Origin of the sequence: Gordonia sp. UCD-TK1, assembly GCF_001691435.1 — a bacterium.
Lineage (GTDB): Bacteria > Actinomycetota > Actinomycetes > Mycobacteriales > Mycobacteriaceae > Gordonia > Gordonia hongkongensis.
This window is the reverse complement of the sequence record NZ_LZMP01000005.1, coordinates 57,207-78,361: the sequence shown is the minus strand read 5'-3', so window position 1 is coordinate 78,361 and position 21,155 is coordinate 57,207. Positions and strand designations below refer to the sequence as shown.

Sequence of the window (21,155 nt, the reverse complement as noted above, 5' to 3'; positions counted from 1 at the left end):
AAGCGAGCGCGTTGACCGCGACCATCTCCCCCGTTCCCACCGGCGTACCGACTCCCCCGGCACGTCGGACGGCCACCGTCGTGATGGCCTGCCTCGGCGTCTTCGTCGCCTACCTGCCCATCACGAGCGTCGCCGTCACCCTGCCGGCGATCGGCACCGCCTTCGGCGCCTCGACCGCCCAGTTGTCCTGGGTACAAGACGCGTTCGTCCTGCCGATGGCCGCATTCATCCTCACCGCCGGGGTGTTCGGCGACGTGCACGGCCGTCGCAAGGTCTATCTGGTGGGGCCTGCCTCACGGCGTCGGGCGCGTTGGTGGCGCTGTGTGCGCAATCGATCAGCATGGTGTGGATCGGACAGGCGCTCGCCGGAACGGGCGCGGCCGCCCTCCTGCCCACGACCCTGGCACTGATCAGTCACGCGGTCCCCGACTTCCGGGAACGGGGCAAGTTCATCGGCATCTGGGCGTCGGCGCTCATGCTCTCGCTGACCGTCGGGCCGCTGGTCGCGGGTCCGGTCGCCGAGTCCGCCGGCTGGCGATGGATCTACCTGCTGCCGATCCCGATCGCCCTCATCGCGCTGGCGGTGGCCGCGACGATGCTCCCGGAATCCCGCGCACCCCATGCCCGTCGCCTCGACTGGTCCGGCCAGATCTCGGCCGCGATCGCCGTCACGGCACTCGTCTTCGGCGTCATCGAGGCCGGCGTCTACGGCTTCGGCGACCCCCGCGTCGTCGCCGCGCTGCTGGCCGCCGCGGTCGCCGCAGTCGGGTTCGTCGTCATCGAAAAGCGTTCGGCGAGTCCGATGCTCGACCTCGACCTGTTCCGGAGCCGCGCCTTCACCGCCACCACCCTGGTCGCGATGATCGCCTTCCTGGCTCTGATCGGGTTCATCTTCGTGCTGAGCATGTATTTCGGGCTGGTTCAGCAACTCGGCACCGTCGAGGCCGGTTGGCGGCTGGCCCTCATGAACGGCGCCTCGATGCTGGTCGGCGGGCTCGCCGGCAAGATGATGCATCGGATTCACGCCCGGTTCCTGATCGGCGGCGGACTCCTGATGGTCGCCTGCGCCCAGTTCGCGCTGCTGACCCTCGACGCCCACACCTCCTTCGCCGCAATCTCGTGGCGTCTGGTCGTGCTCGGGCTCGGAATGGGACTGGTGATGGCGCCGATGACCGCGACCGCGGTGTCGGCCGTGCCCTACCACCTGTCGGGGATGGCCGCGGCCGGGAACAACGCCTTCCGTCAGGTCGGCGGCGCGCTCGGCCCGGCCGTGCTCGGCGCCCTCTTGACCGCCGGTGCGGTGAACTCGTTGCCGCAGAAGCTGATCGATGCCGGTGTCGCCGAGCCGGTACGTGACCGGGTGATCGGCGCGGTCGACACCGAGGGCCTGGCCGCCGCGAGCGGCCTGAACCTCGGCGCCGACGCCCCGGCCGTGATGAACGCCGTCGGCGACGCCTTCCTCGACGGAATGCGTCTGTGCCTCACGTTCTCCGGCGTGCTCACCGCGGCCGCTGCGATCCTCGCACTCGTGATGCTGCGCCCCGGGCGGGCCGTCGAGGAGCAGCCGACGGGCTGACCGCCGGTCGGTCCGTCAGCTCCGGCGGCCCCCGACGAGTGAGGTGACGTAGCGCGCCGGGACGTCGAACCACACCTCGCGCACCGGGGCCTGCTGGTGCACCGAGCCGGGCAGCTCGGTCAAGTAGGTCAGACTCAATGTTCCGCTGAAGTCGGGGTTCACGCGCTCGAGCGCCGGGATCTCGATGACGAGCCCGCCGTCGTCGATGACCGCGCGGAGCATCGAACCGCGCGGGGTCGTCCACTCGTGGTCGATGGCACGACCCGCCCGACCGGGCACACTCGACATCGTCGCGAGGACGCGTCGGGGCGTCAGGACTACAGCACCGGTGAAGGGCCGGACGTTGCCCTGCGCCGATCGACCGGGCACTTGCCCGCTGAATCTCAGTGTCACGGGCACGAATTCGACGATGAGGTACGCGCCGTCGGAGACGACCTGCGCACGGAGGTCGTCTGGGAGCTTGCCGATGCCGAGCATCCGGCGCAGGGAGGCCACCGCCACACCCTAGATCTCGGGACGCCGCGTCGTCAGGAGAACGCCGCCGCCACGTCCGCGGCGCGCCGGAGCTGATCGGGGTCGGTACTCGTCGGGATGAGTTGCACCTCGTCGGTACCGATGTCGGTAAACCGCCGCAGGACCTCGGCGAGCTCGGCCTCGGTGCCCGCCCACCCGGTGGTGGGTGCGATCGCGTCGACGAACTCCGACGGGATCCAGTTCATGTAGTGATGCAGGTGCCGGGTCACCTGCGCTCGGGGACCGTCGCCCTCACCGATCGCGAACCAGAACGACGTCGCGAGATGCGGTGCCGCCCGACCGGCATCCGCCCATGCCGACCGGGCAATATCGAAGAGCTCGTTCTGCTTGCCGGCATCGAGATCGAGGGTGACCCCGGCGATTCCGTCCGCCCAATCGACCGCGCTACGAATCGTCTTCGGCCCGGTGGTCCCGACATGCAGCACCGGACCGCCCTTCCTGTGCGGCGGCGGACCGACCGGCAGGACCGACTCGGTGAGTTTCTCCCCGGCCCACACCCGTTTCATCGTCGCGGCGCGTTCGGCCAGTTGGCGCATGGTCTGCGTCGACGGGTCCGCGCCGACGGCCCGGTAATCCTCGTGCCGCCCGCCGACCCCGAGTGCCACGGTGAGGCGTCCTCCCGACAGCATGTCGCCGGTCGCCAACGACTTGGCGAGAATCACCGGGTCGTGCAGCTGCGGCACGACGACCGTCATCACGAGCGGCACCCGTCGCGTCCACGCCGCCAGCGCGCCGAGGAAGGTCAGGCATTCCGGATTGTCGAACGCGATACGTTCACCCCAGCACAGCGAGCTGAACGGACCGTCGTCGATGGTGGTGGCCCACGAGTGGAGCATCTCGGCGTCGAGATCCGGCTCCATCACAGGCATGGTCATCCCGATGCGCACGTGCGTCATTCTGACACGGACACACGACGCCCCGGGCGCGATTCGCAGATGTCGCGCATCGTCGCGGAATACGCAACGATGCGCGACATCTGTTATGTCACAACTGGTTCCATGCCGGGCGGCCCGACGCGGCCCGCCCCACATGGGCCGACCGCACCGGCGAGTTCTTCAGGTCACGCAACGCCGTCCGCAGACCCCGTCGCTTCCCGGTCTCCGGGTCGACGCCGAAGTGGTCGCTCATCCCCTCCCGGATCGCGAAGCGCAGCTCCGACGCCGTCTCGGGCGCATCATCCGACGTCGCCTTCAACAACGAGTTCGGCAGTGCCAGCTTGGCGATGGTCCGGAACGACTGGGCATATTGACCCAGGAGGGTCCCCGTCGTGTACGGCAGGTCGTATTTGTCACACAGCTCGCGGACACGCACACCGATCTCCTCGTACCTGCTGCTCGGCAGGTCGGGGAACAGGTGGTGTTCGATCTGATGACTGAGGTTCCCGCTCATGAACCGCATGAGTGGACCCGCCTTGAAGTTGGCCGACCCCAACATCTGGCGCAGGTACCAGCGCGGCTGATCCTCGTTCTCGAACTCCTCGACGGTGAACTTCTCGGCGCCGTCGGGGAAGTGCCCGCAGAAGATGACCATGTACGCCCAGTAGTTGCGGACGATGTTCGACGTGAAGTTCGCCGTGAGCGTCGTCTTCCAGTTCGGTCCGGCGAGCGCCGGGAAGATCAGGTAGTCCTTCGCGGCCTGCTTGCCGACCTTCGTGCCGATCACCCGGAGGTCCTTGGCCGCCTGCCGGTACGTCTTCTCCTTGTTGCGCAGCTTCTCCGTTTCCAGATGGTGAAGCGCGACACCGTATTCGAAGAACGTACCCAACGTCAGGTTGTAGATCGGGTTGCCGACGTTCCACCACTCCCAGGGCTGATCCCGGGTGACGCGCAGGATGCCGTAGCCCACGTCGTCGTCCATCCCTACGACGTTCGTGTACTTGTGGTGGACGAAGTTGTGCGAGTGCTTCCACTGCACGCTCGGACAGGTGGTGTCCCACTCCCACGACGCCGAGTGGACCTCCGGATCATTCATCCAGTCCCACTGCCCGTGCATCACGTTGTGGCCGAGTTCCATGTTCTCGATGATCTTGGCCAGTGAGAGCATCGCGGTACCGGCCGCCCATGCGACCTTCTTGTTGCTGAACATCAGGGCGAGCCGACCACCGGCAGCGAGACTTCGCTGGATGGTGATCGCCCGGCGGATGTACTTGGCGTCGGCCTCGCCGCGCGACTCCTCGATGTCGCGACGGATGGCGTCGAGCTCGGCGCCGAGGGTTTCGACGTCGCTCTCGGTGAGATGTGCGTACTGATCGATGTCGGTGATGGCCATGAAGCCTCCTACAGATCGAGGGTGCATTCACCAGACACGGCGCTGATGCATGTCTGGATTCGTTCTCCTTCGCGACGCTCCTCGCCGGTGCGCAGGTCACGGACGTAACCTCCGGCGAGCGGCACGACGCAGGTCTGGCAGATGCCCATCCGGCATCCGAACGCCATCTGGATTCCGAGGTTCTCGCCGGCCTCGAGCAGCGTTGTGGCGCCGTCGATCTCGGCTTCCTTGTCGGAGATCGCGAACTTCACCGTGCCGCCCTCACCACCGTGGTCGGTGCGGGCGATGGCGAAGCGCTCCACGTGCAGCCGCTCACGCAGGCCGCCATCTTCGTAGTGCGTCTCCATCGCGTCGAGCAGCGCGACCGGACCGCAGGCCCAGCATTCTCGTTCGCGCCAGTCCGGCGCCCACTCGTCCATCCGCGAGACGTCGAACTTGCCCATCTCCTTGGTCAGTTGGAGATTGAGGTCGTAGTCGTCGGCCTCCGCGGCGAGTTCCTCCATCTCGTCGAGGAAGATGACGTCCTCGCGCGTCGGGGCCGAGTGGATGTGCACGATGTCGGGGGTCTGTCCGTGCGAACTCAGCTGTCGCAGCATCGCCATCACCGGGGTGATGCCGCTACCGGCTGTCACGAACAGGATCTTGCCCGGAACAGGTTCGGGCAGATGGAAATCACCCTTCGGCGACTGCAACCGGATGATCGTCCCTGGGCTGACGCCGTCGACGAGATGCGACGACAGGAATCCGTCGGGGTTCGCCTTGACCGTGATCGCGATGGTCTTGTCCTCGTTGGCGCCGAACGACGTCAACGAGTACGACCGCCAGTGCCACTTGCCCTCGATCTGCAGACCGATCCCGACGTACTGGCCCGGTTTGTACGACTCGGGGAACCCCCAGCCCGTCCGGATGGTGACGGTGGCGGTGTCGTCGGTCTCCTTGGTCACGTCGAGCACCTTGCCGCGGAGCTCGCGCGCGCTCCACAGCGGATTGATCAGGTGCAGATAGTCGTCCGGCAGGAGCGGAGTGGTCGCTCGCGCCACCAGACCGCGGATGATGTTGACCTCCGGCTTGCGGGCTTCGACCCCCGCCGCCGGCCGCTTGCTCCACTTCAACAGGTTCACTCAGACTCCTCCCCTAGAAATCCCCACGGCTGGAGTTACTGACCGGTACTACCCTTCGGTGCACGACTGTACACATCAATCGGTGACCGCGATCACAAGATTTGATACTGGCAGGTCACGACCGGTGCCGCGACCCGTTCGGTCACCAGGTGAAGGCGCCGCCGGTCCAGATGCCCGTCGCGATCAGCGCGAAGAGGAGTTCGATGCCGATCGTCTTCACCGCCGCCTTCAGCGCCGAGAACGCGCCCCGCCACGCGCCGTCGAAGCTGCGCGTGCGGACGAGTTCCGATGCCAGCGCACCCACGATGAAGCCGAGCAGCAGGCCGATGACGGGGACGACGAAGAAGCCGACGATGCCGACCAGGCCGCCGACCACGATCGTGCGGTTCGGGATCGCGTCCGCGCGCAGCGACCGGCCCGCGATCAGATACTTGAGCACCTCGCCGATGCCGATGACGACGATGGCCAGAGCGAACACCGACCAGGCCCAACCACCCACGACGAGGGCCCAGACGAACAGTGCGCCGACGATGAGCAAGGTGCCGGGCAGGATCGGCACGACGATGCCCACCAGGCCCACCAAGATCACCGCTGCGACCAGCAGCTCACCCCAGAACGGCACCCGGACCTCGTCCGATCACTCGCCGGGCTTCGACGACGCACCGGGGCGCGCGTCGGCGGGCCGGTCGTCGGTCTTGACCATCGAGGTCATCGCCGGGGCCTGATCGTACGGGGCCTTTTCCTGCGGGGCGGGCGGTGGCGGCGGGCCCGCCGGACGCGGCGGGGTCCCCGACGGGGGGATCGGTGCGGGCGGTACCGGGCGCGGCCCCCCAGCCGGCCGCGGTGCGGGTGGCCGGGGTCCGGGCGGCGGTCCCGGACGACCGGGCGGCTGTCCCAGCGGCGCACCCGGCGGTTTCGGTACACCGGGAGGCGGACCGACGGGTCCGCGCGGCGGGCCGACCGGGCCGGGCGGCGGCCCGGGGCGTCGCGGAGGCGCCGGGGGCGGGGTCGGCGGAAGGGTGGTGGCCTTGCGAACGGCCGGGCGGCCCGGCACGGGTGTGACGAGCGACGCGGCGCGGACGGCACGTTCACGCGCGACCGGCACGTCATCGGCTGTCGCGGTGACCACGCCCATGCGCCGGCGGTGGAAGCTCTCGGGCTTGCCGAACAGCCGGATGTCGGTCTCGGGTACGGCAAGTGCGGCGGCGACGTTCTCGAAACCGATCGCCGGCTCGTCGAGTTGCCCGTAGATGACGGCCGAGGCACCCGGGGACGCGAGCGTGACGTCGACCGGGAGACCGAGGATCGCGCGGGCATGCATCTCGAACTCGGACAGTCGCTGGGTCGCCATCGTGACGAGGCCGGTGTCATGGGGCCGCGGGCTGACCTCGGAGAAGTAGACGTCGTCGCCTTTGATGAACAGTTCGACGCCGAAAACGCCGCGCCCGGCCAGCTTTCCGTCACCGAGGGCGGTGGCGATGCGCGCCGCGATCGAGGTCGCCGAGGCGTGCGCGTCGGTGCTCATCTCATGGGGCTGCCAGCTCTCCACGTAGTCGCCGTTGATCTGCCGGTGGCCGATGGGCGCACAGAAGTGGGACGTGAGCCGGCCGGTGGCCGGATCGATCGCACGAACCGTGAGAAGGGTGATCTCGTAATCGAATTCGACGAAGCCCTCGACGATGACGCGACTGCCCTGCACCCGACCGCCGGTGTTCGCGGTCTCCCAGGCCGAGGCCAGCTCCTCGGGGCCCCGCACGACCGACTGTCCCTTGCCCGACGACGACATGACGGGCTTGATCACACACGGGAACCCGACCTGGCGGGCCGCGACGGTGACCTCCTCTAGAGTGTCGGCGAAGAGATACGGCGACGTCGGCAGCCCGAGTTCCTCGTCGGCGAGACGTCGGATTCCCTCGCGGTTCATGGTGGCGACGACAGCGCTCGCGGTGGGGATGACCTCGGCGATACCGCGTTCGGCGACGTCGACGAGGGCCTCGGTGGCGATCGCCTCGATCTCGGGCACCACGTACGCGGGACGATGTTTGTCGATGACCGCGTGCAGGGCGGCGGGGTCGGTCATGTCGATGACCTCGGCATGGTGGGCGACCTGGTGGCCGGGCGCGTCGGCGTAGCGATCGACGGCGACGACCTCGACGCCGAGGCGCTGGAACGCGATCACGACCTCTTTGCCGAGTTCACCTGCCCCGAGGACCATCACCTTGGTCGCGGTCGGACTCAGCGGCGTGCCGATGACGTCCGGCGGCCCGGTCGTCGGCGCCGGCTGGGCTGCGCTGGGCGCACTCTCGCTGTTCGACGTCATCCTCAAATCCTACTTGCCGCCAGCACAGATCCCGGCGCACTCCTCCACCTCGTCGAACACACCAAGGACCGTCGGGTGATCATCCCGTCACCTCGTGCACGAAGCACCAGCGCCACACCTCGTCCGGTTCGGCCGAACGCATGACCGGGTGCCCGGTCTCGTGGAAGTGACCGGTCGCGTGTCGTCGCGGGCTCGAATCGCAACAACCGATGTGCCCGCACGTCAGGCACTTCCGAAGATGTGCCCAGTGGGTCTCGCCGATCGCGACACAGTCCTGGCAACTGCGGTCGTCGCCCGATGCCGGCGCCGGGTCGGCGGCCGGCGCGGCGTCGAACGACTCCAGTTCGACGCAGCGCGCCGTGCTCGAGGCGTCGGAACCGGACCCCGCCGGCCCGGACGCGGCCGATGACTTCCACCGAAAGATCTTCATGCCCGACATTATCCATCGGGCCGGCACGATTAGAGTCGCTCGAATGGGCGCATCGCTACTGCTGGTCGCGGTCATCGCCGTGGCGGTCGCCGCGTTGTGTCGTCGCTATGGCTGGTCATCGCCGCTGGTGCTGGTCACCGTCGGTCTCGGGATCGCATGGATTCCCGAGTTGCCGTCGGTGGCCCTGGAACCCGAGCTCGTGCTCTTCCTCATCCTGCCGCCGCTGCTGTACTCGGCCGCGCAGGAGAGTTCATATCAGGCGTTCCGCGCCAACTGGCGTGCAATCGGATTCCTGGCGGTCGGCCTGCCGCTGGTGACGACCCTGGTGGTCGGATACGTCGCATACCTCGTCGTCCCCAATCTCCCGCTCGCCGCGGCACTGGTCCTCGGCGCGGTCGTCGCGCCGCCGGACGCGGTGTCGGCGCAGGCGATCGGCCGCCGGCTCGGTCTGCCGCGCCGGATGATGACGCTGCTCGGCGGCGAGAGCCTGCTCAACGACGCGACGGCCCTCACCGCGTTCCGGATCGCGCTCGCCGCGGCGGTGGGGGCCACCGCGACGGTCGGCGAAGGGGTCCTGACGTTCGCGGTGGCCGCCCTCGGCGGCCTGGTCGTGGGCCTCCTCGTCGGGGTGGTCGTGTCCTGGGTCCGTGTCTGGCTCACCGACCCGCCGATGGAGACAGCGATCGGCATCATCGTCCCGTTCGCCACGTACTACGCGGCCGAGGAACTGCACGGCTCGGGTGTCATCGCGGTGGTCACCGCCGGTCTCTACCTCGGCCACCGGTCGGTGCGGCTGGGCTATGCGACCCGTCTGCAGGACGAGGCGGTGCGCAAGTCGATCGACACCATCCTCGAGTCGTTCGTCTTCTTGCTCATCGGGCTCCAGCTGCCCATGCTCATCGAGGGTGTCGAGAACGAGTCGTGGACGCAGATCGCCATCGACGCGGCGGCGGTCCTGGCGGCGACGATCCTCGTGCGCATCGTCTGGGTCTACCCGGCGACCTACCTGCCCCGGCTGCTCTCGCATCGGATCCGCGACCGCGAGCCGCCGCCGAGTCCGGCGTCGGTGTTCGTCGTCTCCTGGGCCGGTATGCGCGGTGTGGTGTCACTGGCCGCCGCGTTCGCCATCCCCGTCTACACCGAGACGAACGAACCGTTCCCCGCCCGCGCCGAGATCCTGTTCCTGACCTTCGTGGTCGTGGTGGGGACGTTGCTGATCCAGGGCACCACCCTGCCCTGGGTCATCCGCTTCCTCGGGGTGAGCGGCGACGAGCGCGCCCAGGACCGGCTGGCGTATGCGGCCGCGCAGGACCGTGCGTCCCGGGAATCCGAACGGCGCCTCGACGATTACGCCACCGAACTGTCCGACGACGATCCGCGCCGGCTCCAGGTGGCGATGCTGCGCAAGTGGATCACCACGCAGCGCAATGTGGCCTGGGAGGAACTCGGCCGGGGTCCCGAGGATCTCGGCGAGAGTCCGACGTCCGCCGGGGCACGACTCCGGACGGAGATCCTGCAGATCCAGCGCGCGGTCTTCATCGCCGAACGCGATGCCGGACGCATCGACGACGAGGTCCTGCGAATCGCGTTGCGTCGTCTCGACTTCGCCGAGGGGCAGGGCGACCGGGATCCCTAGCTCCCTGAGGAGCCCGGAGCTTGCAGGCGACACCCCCCTCGCTCCCTGAGGAGCCCGGAGCTTGCGGGCGACACCCCCGTCGCTCCCTGAGGAGCCCGGAGCTTGCGGGCGACACCCCCGTCGCTCCCTGAGGAGCCCGGAGCTTGCGGGCGACACCCCCGTCGCTCCCTGAGGAGCCCGGAGCTTGCGGGCGACACCCCCGTCGCTCCCTGAGGAGCCCGGAGCTTGCGGAGGGCGTCTCGAAGGGTCCCCCATCCGAACGAAACCGGGGAGTTCTGCCCATTCCCACTCGACAAGCCCTGTCCTACCTTCGCTCTCATGAACACGACCATCACCCGCCTGGCCACTGCCGGCGCTTCCCTCGTCCTCACCGCCGGCGCGCTCGCCGTCGGCACCTCGACCGCGGTCGCCGCGCCCTCGGCACCGTCCTGCGATCCCGGACAGCGGACCGTCACCTCCGTCGTCACCACCCGGTCGGCGGCGTCGATCTGTCAGTGGCGCGCCGACGGCACCCTCGAGTACCGGGGTGTCGCGCGTTCGAGTGGCAACACCCTGTGCATCCCGGTGTCCGAGGTGCACGTGCAGGAGAACGGCAGCGGCCGTCACTACTACGTCGCCTACAACAACGGGTACAAGTACTCGGTCTTCGACGGACTGGGCCTCAGCATCGTCGGCCCGGACGGGCGGCTGATCAGCTCCGAAGACGCGATCGGCTGAGCGAGGCCCTCACTCGTCGTCGACGAATGCGGCGAACACGGTCGTCTCCTCGGTCCGGCCGCGCAGCGAGGTGGTCTCCTGTTCCTCCCACCGCTCGGCCTCGTCCCGCTGCGCGGCCTTGACCGCGCGTCCGGAGGCCAACGGCCGCCGCGGATCCCGTTTGGCCAGTTCCGACAGGCGGGCACTCTCGTTGACCGGGTCGCCGATGACGGTGTACTCGAATCTCTCGATGGCACCGACGTTCCCGGCGACCACGGCCCCGTGGCTGACCCCGATACCGGCCGACAGGTCGGGCACCTCCTCGGCCAGGCCGCGGGCGATGTCGCGCGCGGCGGCGAGCGCGCTGCCCGCGGCGTCGTCGAGATCGATGGGTGCGCCGAAGATGGCGAGCACCGCGTCGCCCTCGAATTTGTTCACCAGGCCGTCGTGTTCCTCGACCGCCCGCACGATGACCGCGAAGAACTTGTTGAGGATCTCGACCACCTCGGTCGGGCGTCGTTGCACGGCAAGCGTCGTCGAACCGATGACGTCGACGAAGAGCGTGGCGGCGAGGCGTTCGGTCCCGCCGAGTTCCGGGTTCGACGACATGGCCGCCTCGGCGACTTCGTGGCCCACGTGGCGTCCGAAGAGATCTCTGATGCGTTCTCGCTCACGGAGTCCCGCGACCATCGAGTTGAAACCCACCTGCAGGTCGCCGAGTTCGGTGCCGTCGTAGACGACGAGGTCGGCGTTGTCGAGGTCACCGTCGCTGACTCGGTTCATCCCGGCGCGCACGCTGCGGATGGGGCCGGTGACGCTCATGCTCGACAGCAGCGTCAGCAGCAGGCCGGTGAAGAGTGCGGTGACCCCGAGGACCGTGGCACCGACGAACAGGTCGAGCTTGGAGGTCTCGTCCCGCGCGAGCCCGAACGCCAGCACCAGCAGGATGCCGATGATCGGGGTCGCCGAACCCACCATCCACGAGACGACCGAGCGCGCCCGCACACCGGTACGTTTGCGCCGGCGGTGGCCGGCCGAGATCAGTTCCGCCGCAACGGGACGCAGGGTGAAGTCGATGAACAGATATGAGATCGCCACCACCACAACACCACTGAGGCTCACCACGAAGATGGTCTTGGGGACCAGCTGTGGGTCGACGATCCCGTACATGATCGTGAGCATGATGGCGGCGATGCCCCACAGGAATCCCTGCACCAGCGACAGTCGCCACGGCAGCCGCATGGTCCGCCGGGCGTCGCGTGTCGTCGGGGTGACATCGCGGATCGCCCACCGCAGATCACGGACGCCGACATAGGTGCCCCACCCGATCCCGACCACGAACGCCGCGGTGATGTAGACCGGCACGACGATGAAGTTGACCCACCACAACTCGGCGGTGAACACCGTCGGCTGCGGGATGCCGACCGCGGTGAGCGCGACCGCGATGATCGCCCCGAACAGGTTGGCCACCACGATGGATGCGGTCAGCAGGGTCTGGATACGGATCCGCTGTTTGATCGTGCTCTCGCCGACGGACCCGAGCAGGATGGATCCGTAGTCGCGACTCCCCCGCTTGGCACGCATGGGCACTAGCTAATCACGAGCCGACCGCGAATCCGCGACGAGCTTCGCGGGGGCGACTCATCCATTCCGCCCAACCCTGCTCCCTGATCCGAGAGAGCGACGTGCCCCCTGCTCCCTCTAATCCGAAGGAACGACCTGCCCCCCGCTCCCTGAGGAGCGCCCGGAGCTTGCGGAGGGCGCGTCACGAAGGGTCTTCGCAACCCGACTCACCAGGACCCTTCGTGACGGCCTCCGCAAGCTCCGGCCTCCTCAGGGAGCAGTGATTGGGCTCGCGCCGAGCACAACGGGTTCTTCGTGGCCCACGACGGCCGCCAGGCCGCAGTTACTGAGGTGCGAGGAGCGCAAGCCGCCGGGCCGAGCAAGCGACGAAGGAGCGCGTCGAGGTCGACGAGCCTTGAAGGGTCAGACGATCTCGCGCCGCACGATCGTCTGGTCCCGTCCCGGACCCACGCCCACGCACGAGATGTGCGCACCCGAGAGCTCCTCGAGCCGCAGGATGTAGTTCTGCGCGTTCTGGGGCAGTTCGTCGAAGGTCTTGCACTGGGAGATGTCCTCCCACCAGCCGGGCATCTCCTCATAGATCGGCTTCGCGTGGTGGAAGCCGGTCTGGGTCATCGGCATCTCCTCGACGCGCTCACCGTCGACCTCGTAGGCCACGCAGATCGGCACGGTGTCGAGGCTGGAGAGGACGTCGAGCTTGGTGAGGAAGTAGTCGGTGATGCCGTTGACGCGGGTCGCGTAGCGGGCGATCACGGCGTCGAACCAGCCGCAGCGGCGAGCGCGACCGGTGGTGACACCCACCTCGCCGCCGGTCTTGGCGAGGTAGGCGCCCCACTCGTCGAAGAGTTCGGTGGGGAACGGCCCGGAGCCCACGCGCGTGGTGTAGGCCTTCAGGATGCCCAGGACGGTGGTGATCTTGTTGGGTCCGATGCCGGCGCCGACCGCGGCGCCACCGGCGGTCGGATTCGACGACGTCACATACGGATAGGTGCCGTGGTCGACATCGAGCAGGGTGCCCTGGGAGCCCTCGAGCAGCACCGTCTCGCCGTTCTCCAGGGCCTGGTTGAGCAGCAGCCGGGTGTCGGCGATGCGGTGCTTGAATCCTTCGGCCTGCCCGAGGACCTCGTCGACGACCTGCGCCGGGTCGAGGGCCTTGCGGTTGTAGATCTTGACCAGGATCTGGTTCTTCAGCTCGAGCGCCGCCTCGACCTTCTGGGTGAGGATCTTCTCGTCGAGGACGTCGGCGACGCGCACGCCGACGCGGGCGATCTTGTCCTGGTAGCAAGGACCGATGCCGCGGCCCGTGGTCCCGATCTTCTTGTTGCCCAGGAAACGCTCGGTGACCTTGTCGATCGCGACGTGGTACGGCATGAGCAGATGCGCGTCGGCGGAGATCAGCAGGCCGGAGGTGTCGACGTCGCGGTCCTCGAGGCCACCGAGCTCGGTGAGCAGCACGCCGGGGTCGACGACCACGCCGTTGCCGATGACGTTCTGCACGCCGGGCGTCAGGATGCCGGACGGGATGAGGTGCAGCGCGAAGGATTCCCCGGTGGGGAGTACGACGGTGTGCCCGGCGTTGTTGCCACCTTGGTAGCGGACAACCCAGTTGATCCGGCCTCCGAGGAGGTCGGTCGCTTTGCCTTTGCCCTCGTCACCCCACTGGGCTCCGATAAGCACGATCGCGGCCATGTCCGGTACTCCTTTGTGTGGCGCGCTTGGGACCAAACCTGACCAACACTACTGGGTCGGCGCGCTCGATACGCTATCCGCGTGCCGTTTGCCCTTCTGAGCCAGACCAGCCGCGCCGACGACAAGAAGGCCGTCCGCGCCGCGGTCGCCGACGCCCTCACCGATCCCGACGTCACCCGACTCGTCGTCGAGCCGCGTGTCGCGGAGCGCTTCGCACCGACCGTGGCGCGCGAGAACGACATCTTCCTGTCCCAGGTGCTGGCCGCACTGATGGTCACCGAACGACTCGACGTCGAGATCGCATACGTCTCCGCCGAGGCCACGCCCGCGACGCGTCGCTACCGGTTGCCGCACGGACCGGCGGCCCGCGAGCTCGCCGAGCACGGCACCGCGGTCGCGGTGCCGCTCATCCGCGACGACGCCGCGACCGTCATCGTCGGCAGCGCGCGTCACCTGGGCGCCGAGGGCGCGAAGCTGCACGGTGAGACCTACGTCGACAACGAGCGCCTCTTCGACGGCGAGGTGCGATCGATCCTCATCGAACCGACCCTGACCGCACCCGGCCTCCGCGCGCAGGTGGAGCGGATGTTGTTGCCGGGCAAGTGGTTCACCGGGCGCGCGTGTCAGACGGGCGGGACCAACGTCGTCGTCGAGCGCGAGGGCGTCGTGAACCCGCGCGTGCTCAAGCGCTCGACGTTCTACCGCCACGTCACCGATCTCCTGCTGGTGCGCCCCTGATCCGGGACTCAGGCGACCGGCCGCGCCTGCGGGCCCGTCGTGAGGTGGAGATCGTCGCGCCGGATGAGCGTCGTGGCCACGACGCTGATGACCGCGGTCAGCACGAGGTAACCGGCGGCGAGCCACGGTGACCCGCCGGCCGCCCCGATCAGCGCGGTCAGGATCAGCGGCGTCAGACCCGAGGCGTAGATGCCGGAGAACTGGTAGACGACCGACAGTCCGGTGTAGCGCACCGGGGTCGGGTACAGACTCGCGAACAGGGTGCCCTGCGCGCCGTAGAAGAGTGCGTGGATCACCCCGAAGACGATCACCAGTCCCACGGTGAACCACAGCAGGTTCGAGGTCCCGAACAGCGCGAACACCGGGTAGACCGCAACGCCGTAGGCGGTGATCCCGATCAGGTAGATCGTCTTGGCGCCGTACCGGTCGGTGAGCAGTCCGGAGAACGGCAGCAGGGCGGCCATCACGAGCGAGGCGATGGTCACGGCCACCAGGACCGGGACCTTCTCCATGTCCAGTTCGGTGGTCGCGTAGGCGATCGCGAAGACACCCCAGGTGTTGAAGGCCGACCCCTCACCCCACCGGGCGAGGAGGCCGAGGACGGTGTTCCGCGTGTTCGGCGGGACCACGACGTCGCGCAGTGGCGCCGTGGACTTCTTGGCGAGCTCGGCCACCTCGGCGAACGCCGGCGTCTCGTCGACCTTCAACCGCACGACGAAACCGATGACCACCAGGACGATGCTCACCAGGAACGCGATGCGCCAGCCGTAGGTCAGGAACGCCTGCTCGTCGAGCGCCACCTGCAGCAGCGCGAACACTCCGGTGCCCAAGGCGAGTCCGAGGGCCAGGCCGATCTGCGGGATGCTCCCGAACAGACCGCGCTTGCCGTCCGGGCTGTGCTCGACCGACAGCAGCACCGCACCTGCCCACTCCCCGCCCAGCGCGAAACCCTGCACGATGCGCAGGAGAAGCAGGAGGATCGGCGCGAGCACACCGACCGTCTCGGCGGTGGGCAGCACACCCATCAGGGCGGTCGCGACGCCCATCATCACCATGGTGATCGCGAGCGTGCGCTTGCGGCCGATGCGATCGCCGATGTGCCCGAATACGACTCCGCCGATCGGGCGCACGACGAAGCCCACCGCGAACGTCGCAAAGGACAGCAGGGTGCCGACGAACGAACTCTGGTCGGGGAAGAACAACTGGTTGAACACGAGGCTCGCCGCGGTCGCGTAGAGAAAGAAGTCGTACCACTCGACGGTGGTGCCGAGAAGGCTTGCGGCGACGACGGTCCGGAGCCGTTTGCGACGTTCGACGTCGGTCTCGCCGGCGAGCACGGGTGGAAGCGTGGAGGTAGCCATGACCGACACACGGTAACGACGCGGCCACCCGATCCGACGACTACGAATCAGCGTGAACGAAACATTGCGACCGAGTCGCGGCGCCGTGTGGTCACCAGGTCATCTCGTCACGACAACGTCGCTGGTGGTCGTCGGGGTCGATCTGCACCGTCGCATGTTCGAGGCCGTGGCGGGCCAGGACGGCCTGTGCCGCGGGCAACACCTCACCGTTGGGCCGGCTGCTGCCGAGATGCACGGTGGCGACGTCCATCCCGGTCGTCAGCGTCCAGACATGAAGGTCGTGCACGTCGTCGACGACGGGGATGTCGGCCAGATCGGCCCGCAGGGCCTCGACGTCGATGTGGGCCGGCGCCTGCTGGTTGAGGATGCGCAGCGCGTCGAGCGCGAGTCGCACCGCCCGCGGGACCACCCACAGCGCGATCAGCACCGCGACGACGATGTCGGCGTAACCCCACCCGGTCGTCATCGCGACGACGCCGGCGATCAGCACGCCGACGCTGCCCACGGCGTCGGCCAACACCTCCAGGTAGGCGCCGCGAACCGCGATCGACTCCTTGGCGTCCGCCCGCAACAGCAGCATGACCCCGAGATTCACCAGCAGACCGATCAGGGCCACCACGATCAGCGTGAAGCCCGGGACCTGCGGGTCGCTACCGATACGCTCGACCGCCTCGTAGAGCACGAAGACCGCGACGCCCATCAGCAGCACGGCGTTGGCCACGGCGGTGAACACCTCGGCGCGATGCCACCCGAAACTACGGGTGTCGGTGATCCGCCCGTGCCGGCCGAGCAACAGCGCGATCAGCCCCATGACGAGTGCGACGACATCGGTCAGCATGTGCCCGGCGTCGGCGATCAGCGCGAGCGAGTTCACCAGGATGCCGGTCACGAGCTCGACGACGAAGTAGCCGCCGATCAGCCCGACCGCCAGCACCATCGGCCAGAGCCGACGCTGTCCCGCAGCCGCGGCGGGAGCGTGCGAGTGCGAATGTGAGTGCCCCATGATGCCGGTCAATATATGCAGAACTTCGCATATGTGGCAACAGCCGGGTCAGCTCCGCAGGGTCGCCAGCGCGGAGGATCGGCGGAGCCCCGCGGTCATCAGCAGGTCGACGAGCAACGACCGGATCTCGGCCAGCAGGGCGGCCTCCGACAGTTCGCTGTTGGTCACCAGATCGGCACGCGCCTTGCGCACGATGCTGCGGATCACCCGCGCGGCGTCGGCCTGATCGGGTTCCTCGCCGGGGTCCGCCATCATCATCGCGCGTAACACCTCGAACGCCCCGGCGAGATCGTCGATGATCTCGATCAGCTCCGGCTGCACCGCGACACCCCGCTGGGTGAGGCCGAGGGAACGCCGGGCGATGATCCGGAAGTTGCGGACCGCGTTGTCGATGGGGTCAGCCGTTGCCGAGATCCGGTCCAGCCGCATCCTCGATCCCCAGTACAGGGGCGAGATGCGGGTGACCTCGCGGCCGCCGGTCATGTCCGATCGCATCTTGTTGATCTCGGCCTGCGTCCCGCGACCTGCTTCGAGGGCGGCGGCGATCAGCTCCTCGTCGCGTTCGCGGAGTCCGGTGGCCAGCCGGCGAGCGGCATCGCGGACCGTCGCCAGGACGCCCGCCGCGTCGCGTCGCGCTCGGCTGGCCGGGTTCACCGGCAGCAACGCACCCACGAGGATCCCCACCAGCCCGCCGATGAGGGCGTCGATCGCGCGATGGAAACCCGCCACCCCACCGGGCGGGAGGAGCGTCGCGACCAGCGCGGCCGACGAGGCGGCCTGCATGGGGACGAGCGGACCGTCGTCGAGGAAGACCGCCACCAACATCGCCAGCGCGACGACGACCATGATCTGCCAGGCGCCTTCGCCGACGAGACTGATGAAGAGGTCGCCGACGAGGATGCCGATCGCGACGCCGCCCACGAGTTCGGCGGCCCGGCGCCAACGCTGTCCCAGGGAGAGCCCGAGCGAGATCACCGCGGCGATCGGCGCGAAGAACGGATCGGGATGATCGAAGATCTCCACCGCGATCCACCACGACGCCCCCGCCGCCAGCGCGCACTGGACGATCGGGACCAGCGACACGCGCAGCCGGCGCAGGCGGCTCTTCAGCGGCGCGGGCATCGCATTGAACACCCGGCGCGGGTACGACGGGTTCGCGGCACTCGGAGCCATCAGGCGGACGTCATCCGCAGGTGACCGATCGACTCGGTGCGATCACACGAGGCCGAGTTCGGCGGCCGCGCGCGGGTCGCTGTCATTGAGCAGGTCGAGGCAGCGCAGGTGCTCGTCCTCCTCGCCGATCAATTCGGCGGCCCGGGCCAATGCCCCGACGCAGCGGAGGAAGCCGCGGTTGGGTTCGTGACTCCACGGCACCGGCCCGAAACCCTTCCAACCGTGGCGTCGGAGCTGGTCGAGGCCGCGGTGGTAACCGGTCCGGGCGTAGGCATAGGCCGCGATGACCGCGGCGGTGTCGATGTCGTCGCCGGCGGAGGCCGTCTTCGACGACTCTAGAGCCGCCTCGGCCAGGTAGGCCCAGGCGATCGAGGCGGTCGGGTGTGCGGCTGCGACCGCGGCCGGCGCGGCGCCGTTGAGCAGGTCCGATTCGGCGTCGTCGTCCCCGGTGAGCAGAACGGGTTGCGGGCCGAGTAGATCTCCGAAAGACGTCATGTCCTCTATTCAAGCACCGCCTGCGGACTCCGACGCCGTTCGCTCGCGGCGGCCGGCGCCCATTCGATCAAATGCCCTAGTGCTGGACCGCCGGGCCGTTCGCTAGGGTGAATGGCGCAATCGGTCCTGCTGCCCGCCGCTGAACGGCGACGCCGGGCGGCCGGGCCGTAGTCGTGCACGGGCGAGATGCGGGGTGATTCAGTCGATGGCGCGATCCGACAGGCCGAGAGCCGCTGTCACCAAGGCACTGTCGACGCTCAAGCAGGTGCGGGACGAGCGCCGGGCTCGACAGACGGACACGCGGCCGACCCCCGATACTGTTCCGACCGGCACCGACGCCGCTCCACCCAGCACCAGCAGAGAGGGTCACGAGCCACCCGTGGACGATCCCACCGAGAACGAGACCGCCGACGACACGGCCGCCCCGACCGAGGCGACCCCAGCGGAGTCCACGACAGACGCGTCCACGTCCGAGGAGACCACCACGCGCAAGGCAGCGACCGACAAGGACGCGACGGACAAGGACGCGCCGGACAAGGATGCGAAGCAGCCCGCGGCACCCACCCCGAGAGGTGGGCGTGGGATCGACGGCGCCACCCAGATCATCAACCGCGACAACCTCCCGTCCGCCGAGGACCTCGAAGACCTGGACGACATCGACCCGCTCAGCGAGGCGCCCGACACCGCGGAGACCGAAACGACCGAGCCCGACGACGCCGAGGCCGCCCCGCCGGCACCGGCCCGGCTCGGCCCGAGCGACTCCGCGACCACCGTCATCCGTCGCTCGGACCTCCCGGACGCCGCCGAGCTCGAGGACCTCGACGACATCGACCCGACGGCCCCGGAGCCCGAGGCAGCGTCCGCCGGAGAAGAGAGCGCCGACTCCACGACCGAGGGCTCCGACGCCGAGACCGCGTCCACCGAGTCCGGGTCCGCGCCCGAATCCGAGTCGGATCAGGACACCGGTGCGGACGCCGAACCGGTGCTCGCCGACGACGGCACGGACCCGTCGACGGGCACCGCGGTCAGCGCCGGTGTCGCCGCGGCGGGCGCTGCGGCCGTGGCAGCCGGAACGACTCGTGACTCCGACGACGAGGCCGAGTCCGAGGCCGTGGATACCGACGTGGCGCCAGACGAGGCAGCGACGGACGAGACGGCAGCAGACGAGGCAGAGGCGCACCAGGACCCCGTAGCCGACTCGGACGCCGAGAACGAGCCGGCCGCAGCCGAGGCCGAGGGCGTCGAGGCGGAGGGCGCAGAGGCGGAGGGCGTCGAGACCGAACCAGCACCGGCGGAGCCGGTCGCGGAACAGCCTGCCCCGGACGAGACCCCCGCGGACGCGGCGACAGCAGACGACTCGACCGCAGACGACTCGGCCGTGACGGAGGTCGACTCGCCGACCGAGACCGATGCTGCCGCCGACGCTGACGCCGACGCCGACTCCCCCACCGAGGCGATCGCCGTCCCGACCGGCGAGGACACCGACACAACCGAGCCGGACACCACCGACACCGACACCGAGGACGACGACTCCGGTTCGGGCGCGGCGACGGCCGTCATCCCGGCGGCAGCAGCGGCATCGGCCGCCGCCAAAGCCCGGACCGAGACCGACGCTCCGGCCGACGACGACGCGCGGACGGCCCCGGAGCCGGCCGTGGCCGCGTCGACCGCCGGATGGACGACCACCGACCGCGAACCCCAGGTCATCCCGGGCAGCGGCCCCAAGGCACCGCGGAAGAAGCGCGGCAAGGGTCTGCTGATCGCCGCGGCGGCGATCGTGGTGGCCATCGTGGCCGTCGTCGGCGGCATCTTCGCCTACAGCAGCCTGCAGGCACCGGCGCCCGCCGATGGAGCCGCGACCGTGGCCATGGACTACACCACCGCGCTCTACGAGGGCGACCTCGGGACCCTGCGATCGGTCACCTGCGGTGAACTCAATGCGTTCTACAGCGACTTCGACGACGCCGCCTATCAGCGGACCTACGAAGCGCAGCGGGCCCGCAACGAGCTCGTTCAGACGCAGTCGATCAACGCGGTCCGGGTCGTCGAGGGCGGCGATCAGGCCGTCGTCGAAGTCGTCGCGGTGCACACCAACGCCCCGGACCAGCCCGAAACCGTCACGCTGAACCTGCAGCGCGACGGCGACGACTGGAAGGTGTGCAACCCCACGTGACGAGCGGACACCGGCCGGGCCCGCCGCCCGGACCGGGTGGCCGCTCCACGCCGGGTTTCTACACCCCGCCGTCCCGTCCGGTGGCACCCGCCGCATCGGCGCCGCGGCCGCGTCCCGCCGCGGACAACCGTCTCGGGGAGAACCGGGTACCGAGCACCCGGATCCGGCCCTATCCGGTCGAACCGCCGCGGCGATCGCGGTCGCGTGTCGACCCGGCCGTCGTGATCGCGGCGCTCGTGATGATCGCTCTCGCGGGTGCGGTCGTCGTCGGACTCGCCATCACCTGAACCCGGCCGCCGCGGGGACCGGGCCTTCCAAGTCTGAAAACAGTTCTGCCCGCACCCTTTTCAGGGTGCGG

General features: G+C 69.0%; 18 protein-coding genes and 1 pseudogene. 6 read left to right on the top strand and 13 right to left on the bottom strand.

Annotated features, from left to right (window positions below; translation table 11 throughout):
* Positions 1-83 precede the first annotated feature (83 nt).
* Positions 84-1,576 (top strand): annotated as a pseudogene (locus A9310_RS04665) (MFS transporter).
* Positions 1,577-1,591: 15 nt separating this feature from the next.
* Here A9310_RS04665 and A9310_RS04660 read toward each other — a convergent pair.
* The 7 genes from A9310_RS04660 to A9310_RS04630 form a co-directional block, all read right to left on the bottom strand.
* Complete coding sequence (locus A9310_RS04660) at positions 1,592-2,071, bottom strand: hypothetical protein (RefSeq protein WP_254661174.1); 480 nt, start codon at positions 2,069-2,071, stop codon at positions 1,592-1,594.
* Positions 2,072-2,103: 32 nt separating this feature from the next.
* A complete protein-coding gene (locus A9310_RS04655; protein WP_083207261.1) occupies positions 2,104-2,985 on the bottom strand; it encodes an LLM class flavin-dependent oxidoreductase in 882 nt (293 codons plus the stop codon).
* Positions 2,986-3,094: 109 nt separating this feature from the next.
* Positions 3,095-4,378, bottom strand: a complete 1,284-nt coding sequence (locus tag A9310_RS04650) for a fatty acid desaturase (protein WP_065629580.1) — start codon at positions 4,376-4,378, stop codon at positions 3,095-3,097.
* 8 nt (positions 4,379-4,386) lie between these two features.
* Positions 4,387-5,499 carry a ferredoxin reductase gene (locus A9310_RS04645; RefSeq protein WP_065629579.1) on the bottom strand — a complete coding sequence of 371 codons (1,113 nt, stop codon included), beginning with the start codon at positions 5,497-5,499 and terminating at the stop codon, positions 4,387-4,389.
* 142 nt (positions 5,500-5,641) lie between these two features.
* Positions 5,642-6,121: a DUF456 domain-containing protein gene (locus A9310_RS04640; RefSeq protein ID WP_058249871.1), complete on the bottom strand. Its 480-nt coding sequence runs from the start codon at positions 6,119-6,121 to the stop codon at positions 5,642-5,644.
* A gap of 15 nt (positions 6,122-6,136) precedes the next feature.
* Positions 6,137-7,819: a formate-dependent phosphoribosylglycinamide formyltransferase gene (gene purT / locus A9310_RS04635; RefSeq protein WP_065629578.1), complete on the bottom strand. Its 1,683-nt coding sequence runs from the start codon at positions 7,817-7,819 to the stop codon at positions 6,137-6,139.
* 79 nt (positions 7,820-7,898) lie between these two features.
* Entirely contained in the window at positions 7,899-8,249 is a 351-nt protein-coding gene (locus A9310_RS04630; RefSeq protein ID WP_065629631.1) for a UBP-type zinc finger domain-containing protein, read from the bottom strand.
* Between the two features lie 43 nt (positions 8,250-8,292).
* On the opposite strand from A9310_RS04630, the gene A9310_RS04625 reads away from it, so the two are divergent.
* The gene (locus tag A9310_RS04625) at positions 8,293-9,885 is read left to right on the top strand and encodes a Na+/H+ antiporter (RefSeq protein WP_065629577.1); all 1,593 of its coding nucleotides are present in this window, start codon (positions 8,293-8,295) and stop codon (positions 9,883-9,885) included.
* A 318-nt stretch (positions 9,886-10,203) separates the two neighbouring features.
* Positions 10,204-10,602: a hypothetical protein gene (locus A9310_RS04620; protein ID WP_065629576.1), complete on the top strand. Its 399-nt coding sequence runs from the start codon at positions 10,204-10,206 to the stop codon at positions 10,600-10,602.
* 9 nt (positions 10,603-10,611) lie between these two features.
* Here A9310_RS04620 and A9310_RS04615 read toward each other — a convergent pair whose 3' ends face one another.
* Complete coding sequence (locus A9310_RS04615; RefSeq protein ID WP_065629575.1) at positions 10,612-12,165, bottom strand: adenylate/guanylate cyclase domain-containing protein; 1,554 nt, start codon at positions 12,163-12,165, stop codon at positions 10,612-10,614.
* A 402-nt stretch (positions 12,166-12,567) separates the two neighbouring features.
* Positions 12,568-13,854, bottom strand: a complete 1,287-nt coding sequence (locus A9310_RS04610) for an adenylosuccinate synthase (protein WP_065629574.1) — start codon at positions 13,852-13,854, stop codon at positions 12,568-12,570.
* Between the two features lie 81 nt (positions 13,855-13,935).
* On the opposite strand from A9310_RS04610, the gene A9310_RS04605 reads away from it, so the two are divergent.
* A complete protein-coding gene (locus tag A9310_RS04605; protein ID WP_065629573.1) occupies positions 13,936-14,592 on the top strand; it encodes a hypothetical protein in 657 nt (218 codons plus the stop codon).
* An 8-nt stretch (positions 14,593-14,600) separates the two neighbouring features.
* Here A9310_RS04605 and A9310_RS04600 read toward each other — a convergent pair whose 3' ends face one another.
* The 4 genes from A9310_RS04600 to A9310_RS04585 all read right to left on the bottom strand — a co-directional run bounded on the left by A9310_RS04600 (position 14,601) and on the right by A9310_RS04585 (position 18,624).
* Positions 14,601-15,953: an MFS transporter gene (locus A9310_RS04600; protein WP_065629630.1), complete on the bottom strand. Its 1,353-nt coding sequence runs from the start codon at positions 15,951-15,953 to the stop codon at positions 14,601-14,603.
* Positions 15,954-16,044: 91 nt separating this feature from the next.
* Complete coding sequence (locus A9310_RS04595; protein WP_065629572.1) at positions 16,045-16,956, bottom strand: cation diffusion facilitator family transporter; 912 nt, start codon at positions 16,954-16,956, stop codon at positions 16,045-16,047.
* Between the two features lie 48 nt (positions 16,957-17,004).
* A complete protein-coding gene (locus tag A9310_RS04590) occupies positions 17,005-18,129 on the bottom strand; it encodes an aromatic acid exporter family protein (RefSeq protein ID WP_065629571.1) in 1,125 nt (374 codons plus the stop codon).
* A gap of 42 nt (positions 18,130-18,171) precedes the next feature.
* A complete protein-coding gene (locus A9310_RS04585; RefSeq protein ID WP_065629570.1) occupies positions 18,172-18,624 on the bottom strand; it encodes a DUF3151 domain-containing protein in 453 nt (150 codons plus the stop codon).
* Between the two features lie 379 nt (positions 18,625-19,003).
* Here A9310_RS04585 and A9310_RS04580 point away from each other — a divergent pair, with 379 nt between their 5' ends.
* Together A9310_RS04580 and A9310_RS04575 are read left to right on the top strand one after the other, a co-directional pair.
* Positions 19,004-20,797 (top strand): hypothetical protein, encoded by a 1,794-nt coding sequence (locus tag A9310_RS04580; RefSeq protein ID WP_083207257.1) that lies wholly within the window; start codon positions 19,004-19,006, stop codon positions 20,795-20,797.
* Complete coding sequence (locus A9310_RS04575) at positions 20,794-21,084, top strand: hypothetical protein (protein ID WP_226514028.1); 291 nt, start codon at positions 20,794-20,796, stop codon at positions 21,082-21,084. Before A9310_RS04580 ends, A9310_RS04575 begins: the two co-directional genes overlap by 4 nt.
* The last annotated feature ends 71 nt before the right edge of the window (positions 21,085-21,155 follow it).

Excerpts from the sequence above, each read along its gene's own strand:
- A9310_RS04585 (WP_065629570.1), bottom strand. The coding sequence starts at position 18,624 with ATGACGTCTTTCGGAGATCTACTCGGCCCGCAACCCGTTCTGCTCACC.
- A9310_RS04610 (WP_065629574.1), bottom strand. The coding sequence starts at position 13,854 with ATGGCCGCGATCGTGCTTATCGGAGCCCAGTGGGGTGACGAGGGCAAA.
- purT (WP_065629578.1), bottom strand. The coding sequence starts at position 7,819 with ATGACGTCGAACAGCGAGAGTGCGCCCAGCGCAGCCCAGCCGGCGCCG.
- A9310_RS04655 (WP_083207261.1), bottom strand. The coding sequence starts at position 2,985 with ATGACCATGCCTGTGATGGAGCCGGATCTCGACGCCGAGATGCTCCAC.
- A9310_RS04615 (WP_065629575.1), bottom strand. The coding sequence starts at position 12,165 with ATGCGTGCCAAGCGGGGGAGTCGCGACTACGGATCCATCCTGCTCGGG.
- A9310_RS04595 (WP_065629572.1), bottom strand. The coding sequence starts at position 16,956 with ATGGGGCACTCACATTCGCACTCGCACGCTCCCGCCGCGGCTGCGGGA.
- A9310_RS04620 (WP_065629576.1), top strand. The coding sequence starts at position 10,204 with ATGAACACGACCATCACCCGCCTGGCCACTGCCGGCGCTTCCCTCGTC.
- A9310_RS04630 (WP_065629631.1), bottom strand. The coding sequence starts at position 8,249 with ATGAAGATCTTTCGGTGGAAGTCATCGGCCGCGTCCGGGCCGGCGGGG.
- A9310_RS04600 (WP_065629630.1), bottom strand. The coding sequence starts at position 15,953 with ATGGCTACCTCCACGCTTCCACCCGTGCTCGCCGGCGAGACCGACGTC.
- A9310_RS04650 (WP_065629580.1), bottom strand. The coding sequence starts at position 4,378 with ATGGCCATCACCGACATCGATCAGTACGCACATCTCACCGAGAGCGAC.
- A9310_RS04590 (WP_065629571.1), bottom strand. The coding sequence starts at position 18,129 with ATGGCTCCGAGTGCCGCGAACCCGTCGTACCCGCGCCGGGTGTTCAAT.
- A9310_RS04625 (WP_065629577.1), top strand. The coding sequence starts at position 8,293 with ATGGGCGCATCGCTACTGCTGGTCGCGGTCATCGCCGTGGCGGTCGCC.